The sequence below is a fragment of the Microbacterium sp. WCS2018Hpa-9 genome, from assembly GCF_031843745.1.
Lineage (GTDB): Bacteria > Actinomycetota > Actinomycetes > Actinomycetales > Microbacteriaceae > Microbacterium.
Genome location: NZ_JAVTIY010000003.1, coordinates 128,428 through 147,590, shown reverse-complemented (window position 1 = coordinate 147,590; position 19,163 = coordinate 128,428). Strand labels below are relative to the sequence as shown.

Here is a 19,163-nt window from a genome sequence, read left to right as displayed (position 1 = left end):
GGGATGTCTGATCCCGGCGATAGCCTGGCTGCATGGCCACCCGAAAACCTGCCCCTCCCGCGTACGTCTGCACCGAATGCGGGTGGACGACGGCCAAGTGGGTGGGTCGGTGCGCCGAGTGCCAGCAGTGGGGCACGGTGCAAGAGCAGGGTGCGCAGACCGGCATCCTGAGCCGCATCACCCCGCTCGCGCCGACTGCGGCGAAGGCCGCTCGTCCGATCACGCAGATCACCACCGAAGACGCTCCTCGTCGCACCAGCGGGGTGGGCGAGTTCGACCGCGTGCTCGGCGGCGGCATCGTGCCCGGTGCGGCGATCCTGCTCAGCGGCGAACCGGGTGTCGGCAAGTCGACGCTGCTGCTCGAGGTCGCGGCTCAGGCGGCCCGATCGGGGCGTCGTGTGCTCTATGCGAGCGCCGAGGAGTCTCCCGCCCAGGTGCGCCTGCGTGCAGAGCGCACCGGCGCCCTGCACGACGAGCTGTACCTCGCGAGCGAGACCGATCTCGCGACGATCCTCGGCCACATCGACGAGGTGGCGCCCCAGCTGGTCATCGTCGACTCGGTGCAGACGGTCTCGTCATCGCTCATCGACGGCGCGGCCGGTCAGCCGAGTCAGGTGCGCGAGGTGGCGGCGACCCTCATCCGGGTGGCGAAAGACCGCGGACTGCCGGTCATCCTCGTCGGCCACGTCACGAAAGACGGCACGGTCGCGGGTCCCCGCGTGCTCGAGCACCTGGTCGATGTCGTCTGCCACTTCGAGGGCGACCGACAGACATCGCTGCGCTTCATCCGAGCGTTGAAGAACCGGTTCGGGCCGACCGACGAGGTCGGATGCTTCGAGATGACCGGTGCGGGCATCTCCGAGGTCCCCGACCCCTCTGGCCTGTTCCTCTCGCAGGGCGCGACCGAGCCGGGCACATGCGTCGCCATCTCGCTCGAAGGCCGCAGGGCGCTGCCCGTCGAGGTGCAGGCGCTCACGATCAACACGACGGCGCCGAATCCCCGTCGCGTCGTGCACGGACTCGACTCCTCGCGTGTGGCGATGGTGCTCGCGATCCTCGAGCGACGGGCGCACATCAAGACCAGCAATCTCGATGTCTACGTCTCGACCGTCGGCGGTGTGCGCTTCACCGAACCGGCCGCCGACCTGGCGATCGCGATCGCCGTGGCGGGGTCCATCCAGCAGATCTCCGTGCCGCGAACCGTCGCCGCCGTCGGCGAGCTCAGTCTGGCGGGCGAGATCCGCCCGGTGACCCAATCGGCGCAGCGCCGGTCAGAGGCCGCGCGGCTCGGCTACGACCAGGTGGTCGACGACCGCTCGAAGACTCTGCGCGCAGCATTGAACGACGTTCGGGCGCGCAACACCACCCGGCGCAGCGAAGCAGACATCCCGCCGTTCTGACCCGGGCGAGAGGACCGACGGCCACTCAGAACGGTCTACTGCCGCCCCGCACCCCAGGCGGGGTCACTTTCGCACTGCACACGGTCTGGGCGGGGCCACATTCGCACCGCACACCCCAAACGGGGCCACCTTCGCACCCGCACACCCCAGACGGGGTCGCTTTCGCACCCGCCACCTCAGGTGGGGCCACTTTCGCACCGCCCCAGGCGGGGGCACTTTGCACTGCACCCCTGACGGGGCCACTTTCACACCCGCCACCCCAAACGGGGCCACTTTCACACCCGCCACCCCAGACGGGGCCACTTTCGCACCCGACTCCCCAGACGGGGCCACTTTCACACCCGAATCGGGCGATTGGGATGCGAAAGTGACCCCGCCCAGACCGCAGATGCGAAAGTGACCCCGCATCGCGCGGCGAACCCGCGTCCGTCAAGCCTCGGCAGAACCCGCGTCCGTCAAGCCTCGGCAGAACCCGCGTCCGTCAAGCCTCGACAGAACCCGCGTCCGTCAAGCCTCGACAGAACCCGCGTCCGTCGAAGCCTCGGCAGAGTCGGCGTCCGCCAGAAGCCGACGAGGTGGGGTCAGGCGTCGAGCGCCTTGAGCAGCTCGTCGGGCGAGGCCTGCATCGGATGCGGACCTGCGATGTCGAGGAAGACGGTCGTGATCGGGTGCGCGGCGAGGAACTTGCGCAGCCAGTCGGCGGTGTAGATCCCCACCCCCGGGGGCAGATTCGCCGGCTTGTTCTTGGCATCGCTGAACAGCAGCAACGCCAGATCGCCCGACTTCGGGTCGCGATAGGTCCAGACCTCTCCGCTGTCGAGCGGGTTGTCGCGCGCACCGGGCTTCACGAGCGGCACGACCGTGGTGCCATGGCGCAGAGCCAGAGCAACCGCAGCGATGTCCTGCTTCTCCAGCGCCTGAGCGAGGGCGTCCGACCGGAAATCCTCGGGTGCGGGTGTGCTCTTCGACGATTTCGACTTCTTCGCTGCCATGCATCCAGCATATTCAGCGGATGCCGATGCACGCCCCGAAACGGGAGTCGAGATGGAAAGGGGCCCTCTCGAGTCATCCATTGGGGACTGGGGTACTCGAGAGGGCCCTCGGACCCTCGGGCGGCATGTCGAAGCGCTGGGGACGCTGTGCTCGACGCCACTGGGGATGGCATGCGCCGCAAGTCTGCGAGGGTCACCCTAATGGTATCCCAAAGAATGAGCAGTGTCACCCGAAACTGAGTGCAGGACTGTATTCGAGACGTTTGGCCAGTTTCGAGGTCAATACAGCAGGATCTGCTTCGTCGTGGTGCCCTTGAAGCCGCCGATTTCGACAGCGACGTGGTACGACGACCCGCCGCCGGGTGCGCGCGGACGATTCTCGTCGGCGCAGGTCTCGACGCTCGACCGGGTGCGATCCCAGACCACCGGAACCTTGCTCGTCACGGTCGCGCCAGCGGTGAGCGTGGCGACCATGCTGCTCGGATTCTCCTGGCAGTCGGTCGACGTCCACCAGACGTCGGATCCGCTCGACACCGTGAGCCTCTGGGTCGTCGACCCCACGTCGATCGCACAGTCGGTGGAACCCCGGTTCGTCAGCGAGATCGACAGCTGCGGCATGACCCCGGGATCGTACGTATCGGCATCGGTGACAGCAGCCACCTCGACATCCTTGGCCTCGCACGCGACGATTCCGGGAGTCTCCTCGGCCGACGATTCGGGCGCGGGTGACTCGGCCGCAGGAGACTCGCCCGCGGTCGGATCAGGCGAAGACGATTCAGACGCCGACGCACTCGGCGACGGCGTCGCCTCGGCAGCATTCGCCCACGGGCGTGCCACGAGCAGCCACACCGCGACGCCGACGACCGCGACCAACAGGATCACCGCGACGAGGGTCACCAATCTCCGGCGACGATATACGGCGGCGGAGTGACGAGGCATTAGTTCAGGTTAGTTGAGGCGCTTCAGCATCCTGGTGTTGCCGAGCGTGTTCGGCTTGACGTGAGCGAGATCGAGGAACTCCTCGACACCCGCGTCGCCGCTGCGCAGCAGCTGGGAGTACACGTCGGGGTCGACGACCTGTTCTCCGATGATCGAATAGCCGCGCCGACCGAAGAAATCGACTTCGAAGGTCAGGCAGAACAGTCGGCTGAGGCCGAGTTCGCGCGCGTGGTCCTCGAGCGCGCCCACGATCGCGCCGCCCACGCCATGGTGCAGCCAGTCTGCGCGGACCATGAGGGTGCGCACCTCGCCGAGGTCCTCCCAGAACACGTGCAGAGCACCGCATCCGATCAGCTCGCCGTCGGCCTCGGCCACGACGAACTCCTGCACCGCGCCATAGAGCACGGCCAGGTCTTTGCCGAGGAGGATGCGCTGCTCGACCATCGGCTGCAGAAGGTTGCGGATGCCGATGATGTCGGTGCTGCGCGCCGGCCGGACGATGTACTCGCTCACACGTCAAGCCTAGAACCCGCGACCTGCCGAGACCCTGAGCGGACCCGGAATGCCGGAGTGCTGGACGATCCCAGCCCGAGCCCGTCAGCTCCGGGCACAGCTTCGGAGTCCTGGGCCGACACACCGAGGAGGCGGCGCCAAGACCGGCGCGTCCCACCCGGTCTCCGAAGCTGTGCCCGACACGGCCGAGCAGACGGCGACGAAAGACCGAGGAGAAGCACGGTTCCGAACGGCAGCAGACACGCAGAAGGGGCGGATGCCGCAGCATCCGCCCCTTCTGCGATCAGGTCACTCCCCGCTGGCGACCGCCAGGTCGGGGGTGCCGGAGATCGCTCCGCCGGTGTTGACGCCGACCGCGACCTTCTCGCCACGGGGGCCGTGCTCGAAGAGGAACTCGCCGTCCTTCGAGTCGACCTTCACGTGGTCGCCCGGGTTGAGCTCGCCGTGCAGGATCTTCTCGGACAGACGGTCCTCGACCTCGTGCTGCATCGCGCGACGCAGGGGGCGGGCACCGAGTGCCGGGTCGAACCCGATCTCGATGAGACGCTCCTTGGCCGACTGCGAGAGCTCGATCGTCATGTCGCGGTCGAGCAGACGCTCTCCGAGGCGCTTCGTGAACAGATCGACGATCTGCACGAGCTCGCTCTTCGACAGCTGCGGGAACACGATGATGTCGTCGACGCGGTTCAGGAACTCGGGCTTGAAGTTGCGCTTGAGCTCCTCGTTGACCTTGCCCTTCATCCGCTCGTAGTTCGTCGAGTTGACGCCCTCGATCTGGAATCCGACCGGACCACCGGCGATGTCACGAGCACCGAGGTTGGTGGTCATGATGATGACGGTGTTCTTGAAGTCGATCACGCGGCCCTGACCATCGGTCAGACGACCCTCTTCGAGGATCTGCAGCAGCGAGTTGAAGATGTCCGGGTGGGCCTTCTCGATCTCGTCGAACAGCACCACGCTGAACGGCTTGCGGCGCACCTTCTCGGTGAGCTGCCCGCCCTCTTCGAATCCGACGAATCCGGGAGGGGCACCGAACAGACGCGAGACGGTGTGCTTCTCACCGAACTCGCTCATGTCGAGCGAGATGAGAGCAGCTTCGTCATCGAACAGGAACTCGGCGAGCGCCTTGGCGAGCTCGGTCTTTCCGACACCGGTGGGGCCGGCGAAGATGAACGAACCGGAGGGACGCTTCGGGTCCTTGAGTCCGGCGCGCTGACGACGGATCGTCTTGGAGAGCGCCGCGATGGCCTCTTCCTGACCGATGACGCGCTGGTGCAGCGCCTTCTCCATGAAGACGAGTCGCGAGGACTCCTCTTCCGTCAGCTTGAAGACCGGGATGCCGGTGGCCTGTGCGAGCACCTCGGCGATCAGGCCCTCGTCGACGACCGCCTGGGTCGCGACGTCACCCGAACGCCACTGCTTCTCGAGGCGCAGGCGCTCGGCGAGGAGGCTCTTCTCCTCATCGCGCAGCGACGCGGCCTTCTCGAAGTCCTGGTCTTCGGATGCGACCTCTTTCTGCTCGCGGACCTTGGCGATCTTCTCGTCGAACTCGCGCAGCTCGGGCGGGCTCGACAGGATGCTGAGGCGCAGGCGTGCGCCGGCCTCATCGATCAGGTCGATCGCCTTGTCGGGCAGGAACCGGTCGGAGACGTAGCGGTCGGCGAGGTTCGATGCCGCGACGATCGCGCCGTCGGTGATCTGCACCTTGTGGTGCGCCTCGTACCGGTCGCGGAGTCCCTTGAGGATGTTGATCGTGTGAGGGAGGCTCGGCTCGTTCACCTGGATCGACTGGAAGCGGCGCTCGAGAGCGGCGTCCTTCTCGAAGTGCTTGCGGTACTCGTCGAGCGTGGTCGCGCCGATCGTCTGGAGCTCACCACGAGCGAGCAGCGGCTTGAGGATGCTGGCCGCGTCGATCGCGCCCTCGGCGGCACCCGCACCCACGAGGGTGTGGATCTCGTCGATGAAGACGATGATGTCGCCGCGCGTGCGGATCTCCTTGGTGACCTTCTTGAGACGCTCTTCGAAGTCACCGCGGTAGCGGGAACCGGCGATGAGCGAGCCGAGGTCGAGCGAGTAGAGCTGCTTGTCCTTGAGCGTCTCGGGCACATCGCCCTTGACGATCGCCTGGGCGAGGCCCTCGACGACTGCGGTCTTGCCGACGCCGGGCTCACCGATCAGCACGGGGTTGTTCTTGGAGCGGCGAGACAGGATCTGCATGACCCGCTCGATCTCCTTCTCGCGCCCGATGACCGGGTCGAGCTTGTTGTCGCGCGCGGCCTGGGTCAGGTTGCGACCGAACTGGTCGAGCACCTGCGAGCCGCCCTGGGCGCTCGGGGTGTCGTTCGACTGCGCGCCGACGGCTGCCGGCTCGCGTCCGGGAGCACCCGACAGAAGCTGGATGACCTGCTGGCGGACCTTGTTGAGGTCGGCGCCGAGCTTGACGAGCACCTGGGCTGCGACACCCTCGCCCTCGCGGATGAGGCCGAGCAGGATGTGCTCGGTTCCGATGTAGTTGTGGCCGAGCTGCAGAGCCTCGCGGAGGCTGAGCTCGAGCACCTTCTTGGCGCGCGGCGTGAACGGGATGTGACCGGTGGGCTGCTGCTGGCCCTGACCGATGATGTCCTGCACCTGCTCGCGGACGGCGTCAAGGGAGATACCGAGGCTCTCGAGCGCCTTGGCTGCGACACCCTCACCCTCGTGGATGAGGCCGAGCAGGATGTGCTCTGTGCCGATGTAGTTGTGGTTGAGCATCTTCGCCTCTTCTTGGGCGAGGACGACCACTCGACGGGCTCGGTCCGTGAATCTCTCGAACATGCTGTGACTCCTTATTCGCACGGGGCGAAGCGCTGAGTCCTCGACGGGTCTCCGCGCCTGTACATCGAGAGTAACCACCGTGCGGATGCTGTATGCCCGTGTTCGCCGTCGGCATAGCGCCGTGACGGCCAGTGACGGCGCTTCGCAGGGGCGGGGGTTGACCTTGTTATCGACTGTCGTTATGTTAACGATTATCGGTAATAACGACTCTCGATAAGGAGTGGATGATGACGTCGACGAAGAACCGCCCGATCTCCCGAGGCGACCGCGGGGCCCTGATCGGCTTCTGCATCGCAGGAGCCCTGATCGCCGCCTACATCACCGTGTTCTCGATCCTCCGGATCATCGAGCTCGCCCGCGGCGTCGACGTGCCGGTGCTGGTCGAGTTCATCAGCTCGAAGACACCGGTCGACCTGCCGCTGAGCACCGGCACCAGCATCCCCGTCGGTGTCGACAGCGCCGTGATCACCGCGCCGGAGCTGCCGGCGATCGCCGCGGTGCCGGGCATCATCGGCCAAGTGGCGCAGATCCTCACGATCGTCATCGTGATCGGATGCCTGATTTTGCTGGCACGAAGTGTGCTGACCGACCGCGTGTTCAGCCGCCGCAACACCGCTCTCGTCGCGACTGCCGGCATCGCCGGACTCGTCGGCTTCGCGGCTGTGCGCTTCTTCGACAACATGCTCGCGAACGCGACGGTGGCGCGGATCACCGACAATGGCGTCAGCAACGCCGTGATCAGCGTCGAGCCCTTCATGTTCGTCCTCGCGGCGTTCGTCTTCGCGCTCATCAGCACGGTGTTCGTGATCGGCGATCGCCTGCAGCGCGACACCGACGGGCTCGTCTGATGAGCATTACCACCGCGACACGCTCCCAGACCGCCGATGCGATCACCGTGATCCTCTTCGGTGCGGCCGCCCTGCTGGTGACGGCGATCAGCACCGTCCTGCGCGTGCTCGGAACGTTCCGAGATCAGGGCATCGCGTGGTCCATCCCCATCGACGAGCAGCCGATCGACGCGACCGTCGGCTCAGGAGCCGCGTCGGTCGAGGGGATCGCTCAGCAGGCGATGGTGTTCGCCACCGGAGTGGATGCCGCCTCGACCGCAGCGATCATCGGCTCACTCGCGCTCTGGGCGGTCGCCCCGCTGATCGTCATCGTCGGCGTGATGCTCGTCGCCTGGAACTTCCTCCGCGGACGCTTCTTCGTGCGGAGCAACGCACGGGCCTTCGACGCGATCGGCTGGACCCTCGTGCTCGCTCCGATGTTCATCGTGCTGCTCGAGAAACTGGGACTGAACGGGGTGTCTGCCGCGGTGGGCCTCGGCTCTGGCGAACCGGTGCATCCGATCGAGTTCTGGTCGATCGTCCCGATCTTCGCGACGGGCGTCGCGGTGGGCCTCATCGCGGCCGCGTTCCGTCAGGGCATCCGCCTGCAGCGCGAGAAGGCAGTGCTCGAGGACGACACGAGGGGTCTCGTATGAGCCCGGCGGAGAACGACGACGAGTTCACCGGCATCCACTGCCGTCTCGACGAGCTGCTCGCGGAGCGCGGCATGACGCTGACCGAGCTGAGCGCACGCGTCGGCGTCAGCATCGTCAACCTGTCGGTGCTGAAGAACGACAGAGCGCGGGCGATCAGGTACTCGACGCTGCGCGCGATCTGCGACGCACTCGGATGCGAGGTCGGCGACCTACTGGTGCTCGCCTAGCCGTCAGCCCTGCGGCGGCTGCGGCGCCTGCGGCGGCTGCGCGACCGGTGCGAGAGGTTCGACGACCACGGCGGTGCCGTAAGCGCAGATCTCGGTGAAGTTCTGGATCGACCCGGCGTCGAAGCGCATCGCGACGATCGCGTTGCCGCCGCGCTGCTGCGCCTCGGCCCACATGCGGCCCATCACGACCTGGCGCGCCTCGTACATGACCTGCGTGTACTCGGGGATCTCGCCACCGCCGAGCGAGCGGAACCCGGCGGCGAAACCCTGCCCGAAGTCGGTCGACCGCACTGTCAGGCCCATGACCTCCCCCAGCACCTGGGTGATGCGGTAGCCGGGGATGTCGTTCGTCGTCACCATGAACATGAGGCCATCGTGTCAGAACCCCGCGAACGCGACCAGGCTGCATCACGAACACCCTGCCCGGCGCAACCCCCTCTATGGGTTTGCTGTGGGTCGATAGCGTCGGGGACATGACGCTCAACGACCGGAACCTGCGCACACCCTCCCGCATCCTCATGGCACTCCCCATCGCAGCACTGGCCTTCTCGCTCGCCGCCTGCGGTGGCACGTCGCGCCCCGCTGTCGAAGATGTCGCCGACGGCATCCAGAGGGTCTACGAGGACCAGGGCCTCGGCGATGCCGTGACGGACGACGTCGCGACCTGCTTCGCCGAGGCGCTCGTCGACTCCGATCTGAGCAACGAGACCCTCACCTACATCGCGAACGGCGAGGACAAGCAGTCGAGCGAAGACGACAAGGCTCTGACCACGAAGATCCTGACCGACAACCTGGAGAAGTGCGCGGCCTGACCCGCACCGGTCCGCATGACCGAAGGATGACGGATGCCGCGGCATCCGTCATCCTTCGTCATGTCGGCCTCGGAATTCGCTCGCCCTCATAGCGTTGAGCGTTATAGCGCGCACACGGCGCGCACCGATTCTGGAGTCCCCGATCCCATGAGCACCACCGCCCGCCCCACGAAGGCGCCCGACACTCGCGGTCCCGTCCGGAAGCTGCTGACGTCGTTCGGCTTCCAGATCCTCGCGGCCCTCGTCCTCGGCATCGCCGCCGGCCTGATCGCCCGCCAGCTGGGCGCCACCGCCGACAGCCCCAACGGCCTGTCCGCCACCCTCGACACGATCGGCAGCTCGTACGTCACGCTGCTGCGCGCGGCCGTCGTGCCGCTGATCTTCACCGCGATCGTCGCCAGCATCTCGAACCTGCGCCGCGTGCAGAACGCCGCTCGTCTCGCGGGCCAGACCCTGCTGTGGTTCGCGATCACGGCGTTTATCGCCGTGATCATCGGCATCACGCTCGGCCTGGTCATCCAGCCGGGCAACCGCGCGGGCGAGGGTCTCGAGCCCGGCGAACCGTACACGGTCGGCACGTGGTGGAACTTCCTGCTGGGTCTGATCCCGCAGAACTTCCTCGGGCTCAGCGTCAGCACCAACCCCGGCGCCACCGATGGCACGTTCTCGTCGAGCGTCAACTTCAACATCCTGCAGGTCATCGTGATCGCGGTCGCCGTGGGCATCGCGGCGCTCAAGGCGGGCAAGAAGGCCGAGCCGTTCCTCGCCTTCACCGAGTCACTGCTCAAGGTCATCCAGCGCGTGCTGTGGTGGATCATCCGCATCGCCCCGCTCGGCACCTTCGGCCTCATCGGCGCCGCGGTCGTCAAGTACGGCTGGGAGAAGCTGGCGTCGCTGGGCTGGTTCGCGATCGCCGTCTACGTCGGCCTCGCTCTCGTGCTGTTCGTCGTCTACCCGATCCTGGTGAAGACGAACGGCCTCTCGATCAAGCAGTACTTCTCGGGTGTGTGGCCGGCCGTGCAGCTGGCGTTCGTCAGCCGCTCGTCGATCGGCACGCTGCCCCTCACCGAGCGCGTGACCGAGCGCAACCTCGGCGTGCCCCGCTCGTACGCCTCGTTCGCCGTGCCGTTCGGTGCGACCACGAAGATGGACGGCTGCGCCGCGATCTACCCTGCCATCGCCGCGATCTTCGTCGCGCAGTTCTTCGGCATCGAGCTGAACATCGTCCAGTACCTGCTGATCGTCGTCGTCTCGGTCGTCGGCTCGGCCGCCACGGCCGGCACCACCGGCGCGACCGTCATGCTCACGCTCACGCTGTCGACCCTGGGCCTGCCGCTCGAGGGCGTCGGACTGCTGCTCGCGATCGACCCGATCCTCGACATGGGCCGCACCGCGGTCAACGTCGCGGGTCAGGCGCTCGTGCCGACCATCGTCGCCAAGCGCGAGGGCATCCTCGACGAGGAGCTCTACAACGCCCCGCGCGAGGGCCTGCCGTTCGCCGACGACTCGGACGACGACGAGGCACCCGAGGCGGATGCCGCAGCATCCGAGAAGGAGCCGGTCGGCACCCGCTGACCCGCCGTCTCGTCGAGCGCCTCGCCCCTCACCGGGGCGGGGCGCTCGTCTGTCTCCTGCTACGCGCGACCCTGCAGACGCGTGGCGGCGCGGGTGTCGAGGGCGAGCTCCTCGGCATCCATCGCGGCCATCAGCTCGCGCATGACCTCCTCGTCGAGATTGCCGGCGTCGCGCTCCGCGAGCAGGATGTCGCGGCGCACCTGCAGCCATCCGCGGGTGAGCGCTGCGAGGTCTTCGTACGAGGGTCGCGTCACCGCTTCCTCAGCCTCCTGCGCCTCGTCTGCCGCCTGCTCGACCCTGGTCATCCGCTTCGTGAACGCGTCGAAGACGCCGATGTCGACGCTGCCGTACTTGTCGACCCACTCGCCGCGCTTCTCGGCCAGGAACGCCTTGCCTGCCTCGCGGCTCTTGGCCTTGACCTCGGCGATCGCGCGCTCGTCGTCTTCGTCATCGACGTCACTGGCGATGCCGAGACCGCGGATCAGTAACGGCAGAGTCAGGCCCTGCAGCAGCAGTGTGCCGACAGTGACGACGTAGGCGACGACGACGATCGCGTGCGACGGCTCGGTGTCGAGAGCAGCGAGGTCAGCCGCGGCGAGCGCGGTCGCCAGCGTCACCACGCCGCGCATGCCCGCCCACGAGATGACGGCGTTGTCCTTCCAGGTCAGCTGCAGTCCCGCCATGCGGTCGCGCACGATCTTGGAGCGCAGCTCTTCGGCGCTGTACTGCTTCCAGCGTTTCGAGTCACGGCGGCGCTCGTCGAATGCTCCGGATTCGACCGTTCGATCCCAGCGTTCGAGCCGCTTGCGGTCTTGGAAGTTCGCCCACCCGTTCGCCGGGTACACGTAGAGGGGCCGCACGATCAACACGACCAGAAGCACGACCCCCGACAGCATCAGGATGCGACCGACCTCTTCGCCGCCGAGGTCGCTGAGCACCCGCGGGAACTGCAGACCGATGTACGCGAAGACGAAGCTCTCGAGCAGCAGGTCGGCCGACAACCACAGCGGCGCCTCCTGCTGACGGGTCGTGTAGTCGGTGCGCGGCGAGTTGTATCCGACGTACAGGCCCATCGCGACGACCGCGAGCACGCCCGAGCCGAGCAGGTGCTCGGCGATCGCATATGCCCCGAACGGGGCGAGCAGACCGAAGGTGCCGATCACGACCGCATCGCTGATGCGCATGCGCAGCTGATGCAGCACGATGCCGAAGACGAGACCGACCGCCACGCCCACGCCGACCGCGAGCAGGAACTGCCCGATGCCGTCGATGATGCCGACGGTGGCGCCCGCGATGATCGCGGCGAACACGCGGTAGAGCGTCAGCGAGGTCGCGTCGTTGATCAGGCTCTCGCCCGACAGCACCGTCATGATGCGGCGAGGAAGACCGAGCTTGCGGCCGATCGCCGCGGCCGAGACCGCGTCGGGTGGCGCCACGATCGCCCCCAGCAGCAGTGCGCCCGGCAGGGTCAGCGAGGGCAGGATCCACCACGCCACGAGCCCGACCGCGACTGCGGTGAGCAGCACGAGGGTGACGCCGAGTCGACGGATCTGGGGCAGGCTGCGCTTGAAGCCGACGAACGACACGTCGAGCGCCGCCGAGTACAGCAGCGGCGGCAGCACGAGGTTCAGCAGCAGGTGCCCGTCGATCTCGACCTCGGGCACGAACGGCAGGAAGGATGCCGCGAGCGCGACCACCGTGACGAGCAGCGGAGCCGGCCACCCGCGCCATCGGGCGATCGCCGCCACGACCACAGCACCGACGAGCACGTAGAAGATCTCGGCATCCATGCCCCTAAAGTACTGCCCTGCCGCGTCGCCGCCGGGCGGTTCCGACGGGGTCGGGCGGTTCCGACTGGGTCAGGGACGATCGTCCGCGAGTTCGTCGCGGAGTCCCGCGTTCTCGTCCTCCAGATCGAGGACTCGTCGGATGCCGACGATGTTGATGCCCTCCACACGCAGGCCCGTGACCCGACGGATGCGGGCGAGATCGTCGTCGCTGTACCGGCGCGTGCCCCCGTCGCTGCGCGCAGGCGTGACCAGGCCCTTCGCCTCGAAGAGCCGCAGGCTCGCTTCGGGGACGCCGCTGAGCTGGGAGGCCACGGCGATGCCGTACACAGGCATGCTCGGATCACGATCAGTCATCCGCACCTCCCTCTCGTGGCACTTGCATTCTATCTGAAGTTGTTCTATAACAAATCTATAGAAACAGATGCAGATAATCTGCATCCACATCGCCCATCCGGGCCACACGAAAGGAGACACCCATGGCCATGTCCTTCGATCCGTTCAGTCAGCTCGACCGCTTCGCTGCGAGCGTGCTGGACTCCGTCCGCGCACCGCGTCTCATGCCGGTGGACCTCTACCGCGACGGCGACAGGTACGTCCTGCACGCCGACCTCCCCGGCATCGATCCGGGCTCCATCGACGTCGACCTCGACGGCGGCCAGCTCACGATCCGCGCGCAGCGCACGGCCGACGGTCGCGAGGGCGTCCGCTGGCTGGCACGCGAGCGCGGAGCAGGCTCGTTCCTGCGTCAGTTCTCGCTCGGCGACGGCGTGGACCTCGACGCGATCAGCGCCTCGTACGAGAGCGGCGTGCTCTCGGTGATCATCCCGGTCAGCGAGCGGGCGAAGCCGCGCAAGATCGAGGTCGAGTCGAGCGACAACCGACAGTCGATCGCTGCCTGACAGCACGGGGGCCGGGGCGCACCCGGCCCCCGCTTCCTCCTCTGGAAAGGACGACCCATGCACAACTCCGCTGCACTCGACCGCTTCCTGCGCGGGATGGAGTACCCGGCGACGCGCGACGACCTGTTGCGCGAAGCAGCCCGTGACGGTCTCGGCCCCGACGATCGAGCGGTGCTCGCTCAGCTTCCCGAGCAGAGCTTCAGCGCGGCCTGGCACATCCGCTACCACGTCGCGCGACACGCTCTGGCCGAGGAGTTCTCGCCGTCGGCATCCTCCGCCCTCGCCGCAGCGTGACGACCCACCAGCGACGATGGGGCGGGCGGGAATTCCCCGCCCGCCCCCGCCGTTGCATTCGGGGATGACTTCCACCGCGCTCTCCGTCCTCGACCTCGTCCCGGTTCGCACCGGCCAGACCAGTGCCGAGGCGATCTCCTCCTCCCTCGACCTCGCCGCCGCCGCCGACCGCCTCGGCTACCGCCGCTACTGGTTCGCCGAGCACCACAACATGCCGGCCGTGGCATCCACCACTCCCCCGGTGCTGATCGCCGCCGCCGCGATGCGCACGACGAAGATCCGGCTGGGGTCAGGCGGCGTCATGCTGCCGAACCATGCACCGCTCATCGTCGCCGAACAGTTCGCCGCTCTCGAGGCCATCGCGCCCGGACGCATCGACCTCGGCCTCGGCCGCGCCCCCGGCAGCGACCCGGTCATCACCCAGCTGCTGCGTGGATCGGGCACCACGAGCGACGTCGAGCAGTTCCCCCGCAACGTGCAGGACATCGCCGCGCTCGTCTCGGGTGAGGGCGCCACCGTGCGCTTCACGTCGGGTGGCGAGTACACGGTGCACGCGACGCCCGCCGCGACCGGAAGCCCCGAGGTCTGGCTGCTCGGATCGAGCGACTACTCGGCCCAGCTCGCCGCATCCCATGGTCTTCCGTACGTGTTCGCGAACCACTTCTCGGGCCAGGGCCTCGAACGAGCGCTCGACCTGTACCGCACGGGCTATCAGCCGAGCGAAGAGCACCCCGAGCCACGGACCTTCCTCACGGTCAACGTCGTCGCCTCGCCGACCCAGGAGGAGGCCGAGGCCCGTGCCCTGCCGCAGCTGCGCATGATGTCGCGCCTGCGGCTGAACAAGCCGCTCATCGCGCTCGAGACCGTCGAAGAGGCGCTCGCGGCGGAGTCGGATGCCGCGACCGACCAGGTCGTGGAGGCCGCACGCTCGCGGTGGTTCGTCGGCACGGGTGAGTCCGTCGCCGCAGAGGTGCGCGAGTTCGCGACGAAGTACGGCGTCGACGAGGTCATGCTCTCGCCCGTCGCCGGGGCCTACGAGTCCGAACCGCGCGACTCCGCCGCCGGCCGCGCACAGACGCTCGAGCTCATCGCCGCCGCACTGTAGGAGCGCGCTTCGCGGCGCCGCCGCGCGCCCGTCCCCCCCGTCGCCCCCGTCGCGCCCGTCGCCCCCGTCGCGCCCGCCGCGCCCGCCGCGCCCGTGCGGGGTCACTTTCGCACCCGAAAAGCCGCTTGGAGATGCAGAAGTGACCCCGCATCGCGGCGCCAGATGCAGAAGTGACCCCGCATCGCACCGGAGGATCGCGCCTGTTCACTCGGTAGCGGATGCTGTCCACAGGCGCGACTTCTCCACATCCCTCGACATCCGCGCGATCACCGGACGTGAACGGGGCATCCGATCAGCAAACCTGATCGGATGCGCCATCGGATACTTCTGCCCGACGAACTCGGCCGCCACTTCACCGTGCAGCAGGCCGCGGCTGCGGGCATAGGTCGGGGCCGCGTCTCCGCACGCGATCTCGACCGCCCTTTCCGCGGGGTGCGCTCGGTCACGGCTGCGGAGACGCCGCTCGATCGAGTCGCCGCCCTGGCGCCCCGCCTGCAGCGTGGTCAGCTCATCGGCGGCGAGGCGGCGATGAGGGTGTGGGGGTATCCGCATCCCGGCGTCTGGAGCGTCCATGCGCCGATCGTCGTTGTCGTGGCGACGGGTTCTTCGCGCGTCCGGCGCAGCGGCGTCGCCGGTCGACGCCTGGCAGAGGGACGCGCCCATCCCTGGCGGATCGGCGGAATCCCGATCATCGATCCGATCGCGGCTCTGTTCATGTGCGCCGCGGCGCTGACCGAGGATGAGGTGGTCATCGCACTCGACGCCATGATCAGCGCGGCAGACAACTATCCGGGGCTGCGTGCGGGGCGTCCGCCTCTCACCGCGACCGACATCGAGGAGCGTCTGCAGGTGTGGGGCCGCTTTCCGGGCTCTCGCCGAGTGCGGGACGCGCTGTCCCGTGCGCGCGAAGGAGTGGAATCGCCCAAGGAGACCGAGACGAGGCTGCTCATCGTGGCAGCGGGTCTGCCTGAACCCGTCGTGCAGCACGAGGTCTATGAGAACGGCCTTCTCATCGCGCGGTGCGACATGGCCTACCCCGACCTCAAGATCACGATCGAGTACGAGGGCGACGGCCACCGCACGAGCCGCGATCAGTGGCGGCGCGACATCCAGCGACAACGCGAGCTCGAAGACCTCGGATGGATCGTCATCCGCGTGACCCAGCTCGACCTGGCGGGCGACCCAGGACCGCTGCTCGACCGCATCCGTCGGGCGAGATCATCCCGCCGCTGATTGTTCCCCTCACTGCGCCTCTCCCGTCCCACCTCCGGGCCCCGGGCCCCAGGCCCGCGAGCGGGGTCACTTTCGCACCCCAGCCCGCGAGCGGGGTCACTTTCGCACCTGAATCGCTTCTTTGGGATGCGAAAGTGACCCCGCTCACGAATGCCGATAGCACTCACGGTGGGCCCAGAACCTGCCGATCCCGACCCTTCCTCAACGCTTCCAGACGGGGTCACTTTCGCACCCAGACCGCGAGCGGGGTCACTTTCGCACCTGAATCGCCTCTTTGGGATGCGAAAATGACCCCGCCCGATCTTGGGATGCGAAAGTGACCCCGCCCGATCTTGCGATTCGAAAGTGACCCGGCAACGGCGCACGCCCTGCGCCTCGCAACGGCGCCCTGCGCCTCGCAACGGCGCCCTGCGCCTCGTACGAGCACTGCGACAAGGGGTGGTATTCCGGTGCGCCTGGGCGTAGCGTCACCAGCAACGGAAGGGGTTCGATGATGAGCACGACCAAGACCCTGGCCCTCTGGGTGGCGTACGGCACGAATGGAGTCGTCGGCAGCATCCGACACGATGATGAGGGATACACGGTCGTCATGGCCGGGGCGGATGCCGCGACAGGCACGTACCCGAGCCTGGAATCGGCCAAGGGCGCGTTGCATTCGCACATGCTGCCAGGCAGCGGCTGGCCGATGTTCCGCGAGCACTGACTCTAGAGCGGGGAAACAAGGGGCAGAGGGGGCGACGCGGTCGCGGGGCATCCCCGCGACCGTCGTACGCTGACTTCATGCGCACTGCCTCGCCCCTCGCTCCCACCATGCTGACGGTCGAGGAGCAGCAGGCGAAGGTGCTGGCCGCCGCGCGACCTCTCGACGCAGAGCCGGTGCTGATCGCACAGGCAGCCGGTCGCACCCTCGCCGCCGCCGTGCACGCCCGGGTCGATGTTCCGATGTTCGACAACTCCGCGATGGACGGATACGCCGTCATCTTCGCCGACGTCGAGGCTGCCACCGCCGAGCACCCTGCAGAACTCCGCATCATCGCCGACCTGCCCGCAGGGTCGGCCGACGAGCCCGAGCTGCGTACGGGGCTGGCCGCGCGGATCATGACCGGTGCTCCTGTGCCGCGCACGGCGACCGCCGTCGTGCCCTTCGAGCACACGCGTGACGGGCTGCAGGCCTGGGACGCCCCGACCATCGTGACCACGGCTCCGCTCCGCGAGGGCGCCCACATCCGCCGCCGTGGAGAGGAACTGCGCGCCGGTGCGCTCGTCGCACCGGCAGGCGCCGTGCTCGGGCCGCTGCAGCTGACGGCCATCGCGGCCACCGGCATCGACACCGTGCACGTGCGTCGTCGCCCTCGGGTCGCCGTGATCTCGACGGGCACCGAGCTCGCTGCCCCCAGCACAGACCTCGCTCGCGGGCAGATCCCCGAGTCGAACTCGGTGCTGCTCGCGTCGATGTGCGTTGAGGCAGGCGCCGACGTCATCTCGGTCGACACGGTGACCGACGAGGATGCCGCTTTCACCGCCCTCCTCGACCGTGCGCTGCACGCCGGCCGTGCCGATGTCGTCGTGACGTCCGGCGGAGTCAGCGCCGGTGCCCACGAGGTCGTCAAGAACGTGCTGCGCGATCGCATCGAGTTCGTGGCGGTCGCCATGCAACCGGGCAGGCCCCAGGCCTTCGGACGCATCGACGACGCCATGATCTTCGGCCTCCCAGGCAACCCCGCCAGCGTCGCCACATCGTTCGAGGCCTTCGTGCGCCCGGCGCTGCTGGCACTCCAGGGGCGCGAATCGGTGCACCGCCCGATGCTGCGTCTCGCGACCGCTGCCGGGTGGCGCAGCCCGGCAGGGCGCCAGCAGTATGTGCCGGTGACTCTCGACCGATCCGACCCCGCCGCGTGGTCGGTGCGCCCGGCAGCCGCCGACGGGTCGTCCGGGGCGCACCTCGCCGCAGGACTCGCCAGAGCGGATGCCTACGTCGTGGTGCCCGCCGAGGTATCGGCGGTGGGCAGCGGCGACCTCGTCGACGTGATGCTGCTCTCATGACCACGGCATGCGAGTCCAACGCAGCACCCGCAGCACCCGCAGCGCCCGCAGCCCCCGCAGCCCCCGCAGCCCCCGCAGCGATCATCCTCGCGGGCGGGCGGGGCTCTCGACTCGACGGCGCCGCCAAGCCCCTGCTCGAGATCGGCGGTCGCACGCTGCTCGATCGGGCGGTCGCGGCCGTCAGAGGCTGCGACCCCATCATCATCGTGGGTCCGCGTGCACCCGTGCACGGCGAGGTCGTCTGGACCCGCGAGACCCCCGAGTTCGGCGGCCCGGTCGCCGGCATCGCTGCCGGGCTCGCAAGCACCGAGAGCGCTGACGTGTTCGTACTGGCGGCCGATCTGCCGAACGCCGAAGGGGCGGTCGCGCTGCTGCGCCGGCATCCGCACCTCGCCGTGGGCGAAGACGGCATCTGCTTGACCGACGACTCCGGACGGATGCAGTGGCTGATCGGGCTCTATCGCACCGACGCGCTGCGCAGAGCTGTCGGAGCCCTCCCCGACGGCGGCCGAGACGCCTCCATCCGCTCGCTGCTCTCGGGCCTCGCCATCAACGCCCTGCCGGCGGGAGACCTGGCGACGGACGTCGACACGTGGGACGATCTCGAACGAGCCCGCGCCACGGCGACGGCACCCACCCGCAACCGCGCAGACACCGCAACGGCATAGAAGCCCCGGCGCGACAGCGCACCAGACGAGGAGACGACATGACCGACAAGCCGCAGCATCTTCCGGTCGAGGCCCTCGACGACTGGACCTCCGCCGCGTGCGCGGCCCTCGAGATCGACCACGAGTCGGTCGACATCGCCCTGCTCCTCGATCTGGCCCGCGACGTCGCGCATGGCGTCGCCCGCCCTGCCGCGCCGCTCAGCGCCTATCTCGCCGGCCTCGCCGCAGGGCGCGCCGGCGGCAGCCGCGAAGACACCGCCACGGCGGTCGCCACGATCACCGCACTGGCGGCATCCTGGCGCGCCGATGACGACGATTCCTGAAGTTCCCTCATCGCCGACCTCCCCGATGTGATCGAGACATGGTCGCACGGAAG

The 19,163-nt window shown here is 68.2% G+C and carries 21 protein-coding genes; 14 read left to right on the top strand and 7 right to left on the bottom strand.

What is annotated here, in order from left to right:
• Window positions 1-32: 32 nt before the first annotated feature.
• The gene (gene radA / locus RQG82_RS07375) at window positions 33-1,400 is read left to right on the top strand and encodes a DNA repair protein RadA (protein WP_140038109.1); all 1,368 of its coding nucleotides are present in this window, start codon (window positions 33-35) and stop codon (window positions 1,398-1,400) included.
• A gap of 581 nt (window positions 1,401-1,981) precedes the next feature.
• Here radA and RQG82_RS07370 read toward each other — a convergent pair.
• From RQG82_RS07370 to RQG82_RS07355, 4 genes are all read right to left on the bottom strand, one after another.
• Complete coding sequence (locus tag RQG82_RS07370) at window positions 1,982-2,392, bottom strand: dehydrogenase (protein ID WP_311258453.1); 411 nt, start codon at window positions 2,390-2,392, stop codon at window positions 1,982-1,984.
• 279 nt (window positions 2,393-2,671) lie between these two features.
• On the bottom strand, window positions 2,672-3,331 hold the full coding sequence (locus RQG82_RS07365; RefSeq protein ID WP_311258452.1) for a hypothetical protein: 660 nt from the start codon (window positions 3,329-3,331) through the stop codon (window positions 2,672-2,674).
• A 9-nt stretch (window positions 3,332-3,340) separates the two neighbouring features.
• The gene (locus tag RQG82_RS07360; protein WP_311258451.1) at window positions 3,341-3,844 is read right to left on the bottom strand and encodes an amino-acid N-acetyltransferase; all 504 of its coding nucleotides are present in this window, start codon (window positions 3,842-3,844) and stop codon (window positions 3,341-3,343) included.
• A gap of 288 nt (window positions 3,845-4,132) precedes the next feature.
• Window positions 4,133-6,658: an ATP-dependent Clp protease ATP-binding subunit gene (locus tag RQG82_RS07355; protein ID WP_311258450.1), complete on the bottom strand. Its 2,526-nt coding sequence runs from the start codon at window positions 6,656-6,658 to the stop codon at window positions 4,133-4,135.
• A 227-nt stretch (window positions 6,659-6,885) separates the two neighbouring features.
• Here RQG82_RS07355 and RQG82_RS07350 point away from each other — a divergent pair, with 227 nt between their 5' ends.
• Genes RQG82_RS07350 through RQG82_RS07340 form a run of 3 tightly spaced genes read left to right on the top strand, consistent with a single transcriptional unit; the run spans window position 6,886 to window position 8,368 of the window.
• A complete protein-coding gene (locus tag RQG82_RS07350; protein ID WP_311258449.1) occupies window positions 6,886-7,506 on the top strand; it encodes a DUF2975 domain-containing protein in 621 nt (206 codons plus the stop codon).
• Window positions 7,506-8,141, top strand: coding sequence for a hypothetical protein (locus RQG82_RS07345; RefSeq protein WP_311258448.1), 636 nt, complete (start codon window positions 7,506-7,508; stop codon window positions 8,139-8,141). The genes RQG82_RS07350 and RQG82_RS07345 overlap by 1 nt, the downstream gene beginning before the upstream one ends.
• Window positions 8,138-8,368 carry a helix-turn-helix transcriptional regulator gene (locus RQG82_RS07340; protein WP_311258447.1) on the top strand — a complete coding sequence of 77 codons (231 nt, stop codon included), beginning with the start codon at window positions 8,138-8,140 and terminating at the stop codon, window positions 8,366-8,368. The genes RQG82_RS07345 and RQG82_RS07340 overlap by 4 nt, the downstream gene beginning before the upstream one ends.
• 3 nt (window positions 8,369-8,371) lie before the next feature.
• Here RQG82_RS07340 and RQG82_RS07335 read toward each other — a convergent pair whose 3' ends face one another.
• Window positions 8,372-8,734, bottom strand: coding sequence for a YbjQ family protein (locus tag RQG82_RS07335; RefSeq protein ID WP_311258446.1), 363 nt, complete (start codon window positions 8,732-8,734; stop codon window positions 8,372-8,374).
• 107 nt (window positions 8,735-8,841) lie between these two features.
• Between RQG82_RS07335 and RQG82_RS07330 the strand changes: the two genes are divergently transcribed.
• Together RQG82_RS07330 and RQG82_RS07325 are read left to right on the top strand one after the other, a co-directional pair.
• Window positions 8,842-9,180 carry a hypothetical protein gene (locus RQG82_RS07330; RefSeq protein WP_311258445.1) on the top strand — a complete coding sequence of 113 codons (339 nt, stop codon included), beginning with the start codon at window positions 8,842-8,844 and terminating at the stop codon, window positions 9,178-9,180.
• Window positions 9,181-9,327: 147 nt separating this feature from the next.
• Window positions 9,328-10,755 (top strand): dicarboxylate/amino acid:cation symporter, encoded by a 1,428-nt coding sequence (locus RQG82_RS07325; protein WP_311258444.1) that lies wholly within the window; start codon window positions 9,328-9,330, stop codon window positions 10,753-10,755.
• Between the two features lie 59 nt (window positions 10,756-10,814).
• Here the strand turns inward: RQG82_RS07325 and RQG82_RS07320 are convergent, their stop codons facing one another.
• Complete coding sequence (locus RQG82_RS07320) at window positions 10,815-12,545, bottom strand: cation:proton antiporter (RefSeq protein WP_311258443.1); 1,731 nt, start codon at window positions 12,543-12,545, stop codon at window positions 10,815-10,817.
• A 69-nt stretch (window positions 12,546-12,614) separates the two neighbouring features.
• Window positions 12,615-12,899 (bottom strand): MerR family transcriptional regulator, encoded by a 285-nt coding sequence (locus tag RQG82_RS07315; RefSeq protein WP_311258442.1) that lies wholly within the window; start codon window positions 12,897-12,899, stop codon window positions 12,615-12,617.
• A gap of 122 nt (window positions 12,900-13,021) precedes the next feature.
• On the opposite strand from RQG82_RS07315, the gene RQG82_RS07310 reads away from it, so the two are divergent.
• The 8 genes from RQG82_RS07310 (at window position 13,022) to RQG82_RS07275 (ending at window position 19,110) form a co-directional block, all read left to right on the top strand.
• The gene (locus RQG82_RS07310) at window positions 13,022-13,444 is read left to right on the top strand and encodes an Hsp20/alpha crystallin family protein (RefSeq protein WP_056374219.1); all 423 of its coding nucleotides are present in this window, start codon (window positions 13,022-13,024) and stop codon (window positions 13,442-13,444) included.
• 57 nt (window positions 13,445-13,501) lie between these two features.
• Window positions 13,502-13,738, top strand: coding sequence for a DUF2795 domain-containing protein (locus tag RQG82_RS07305; protein ID WP_311258441.1), 237 nt, complete (start codon window positions 13,502-13,504; stop codon window positions 13,736-13,738).
• Between the two features lie 64 nt (window positions 13,739-13,802).
• Window positions 13,803-14,843, top strand: coding sequence for an LLM class flavin-dependent oxidoreductase (locus RQG82_RS07300; RefSeq protein ID WP_311258440.1), 1,041 nt, complete (start codon window positions 13,803-13,805; stop codon window positions 14,841-14,843).
• A 309-nt stretch (window positions 14,844-15,152) separates the two neighbouring features.
• Window positions 15,153-16,076, top strand: a complete 924-nt coding sequence (locus RQG82_RS07295; protein WP_311258439.1) for a hypothetical protein — start codon at window positions 15,153-15,155, stop codon at window positions 16,074-16,076.
• A gap of 493 nt (window positions 16,077-16,569) precedes the next feature.
• Window positions 16,570-16,779: a methyltransferase gene (locus RQG82_RS07290; RefSeq protein WP_311258438.1), complete on the top strand. Its 210-nt coding sequence runs from the start codon at window positions 16,570-16,572 to the stop codon at window positions 16,777-16,779.
• Window positions 16,780-16,856: 77 nt separating this feature from the next.
• Window positions 16,857-18,119: a gephyrin-like molybdotransferase Glp gene (gene glp / locus RQG82_RS07285; RefSeq protein WP_311258437.1), complete on the top strand. Its 1,263-nt coding sequence runs from the start codon at window positions 16,857-16,859 to the stop codon at window positions 18,117-18,119.
• On the top strand, window positions 18,116-18,787 hold the full coding sequence (locus RQG82_RS07280) for a molybdenum cofactor guanylyltransferase (protein WP_311258436.1): 672 nt from the start codon (window positions 18,116-18,118) through the stop codon (window positions 18,785-18,787). The genes glp and RQG82_RS07280 overlap by 4 nt, the downstream gene beginning before the upstream one ends.
• A 38-nt stretch (window positions 18,788-18,825) precedes the next feature.
• Entirely contained in the window at window positions 18,826-19,110 is a 285-nt protein-coding gene (locus RQG82_RS07275) for a DUF6457 domain-containing protein (RefSeq protein WP_311258435.1), read from the top strand.
• The last annotated feature ends 53 nt before the right edge of the window (window positions 19,111-19,163 follow it).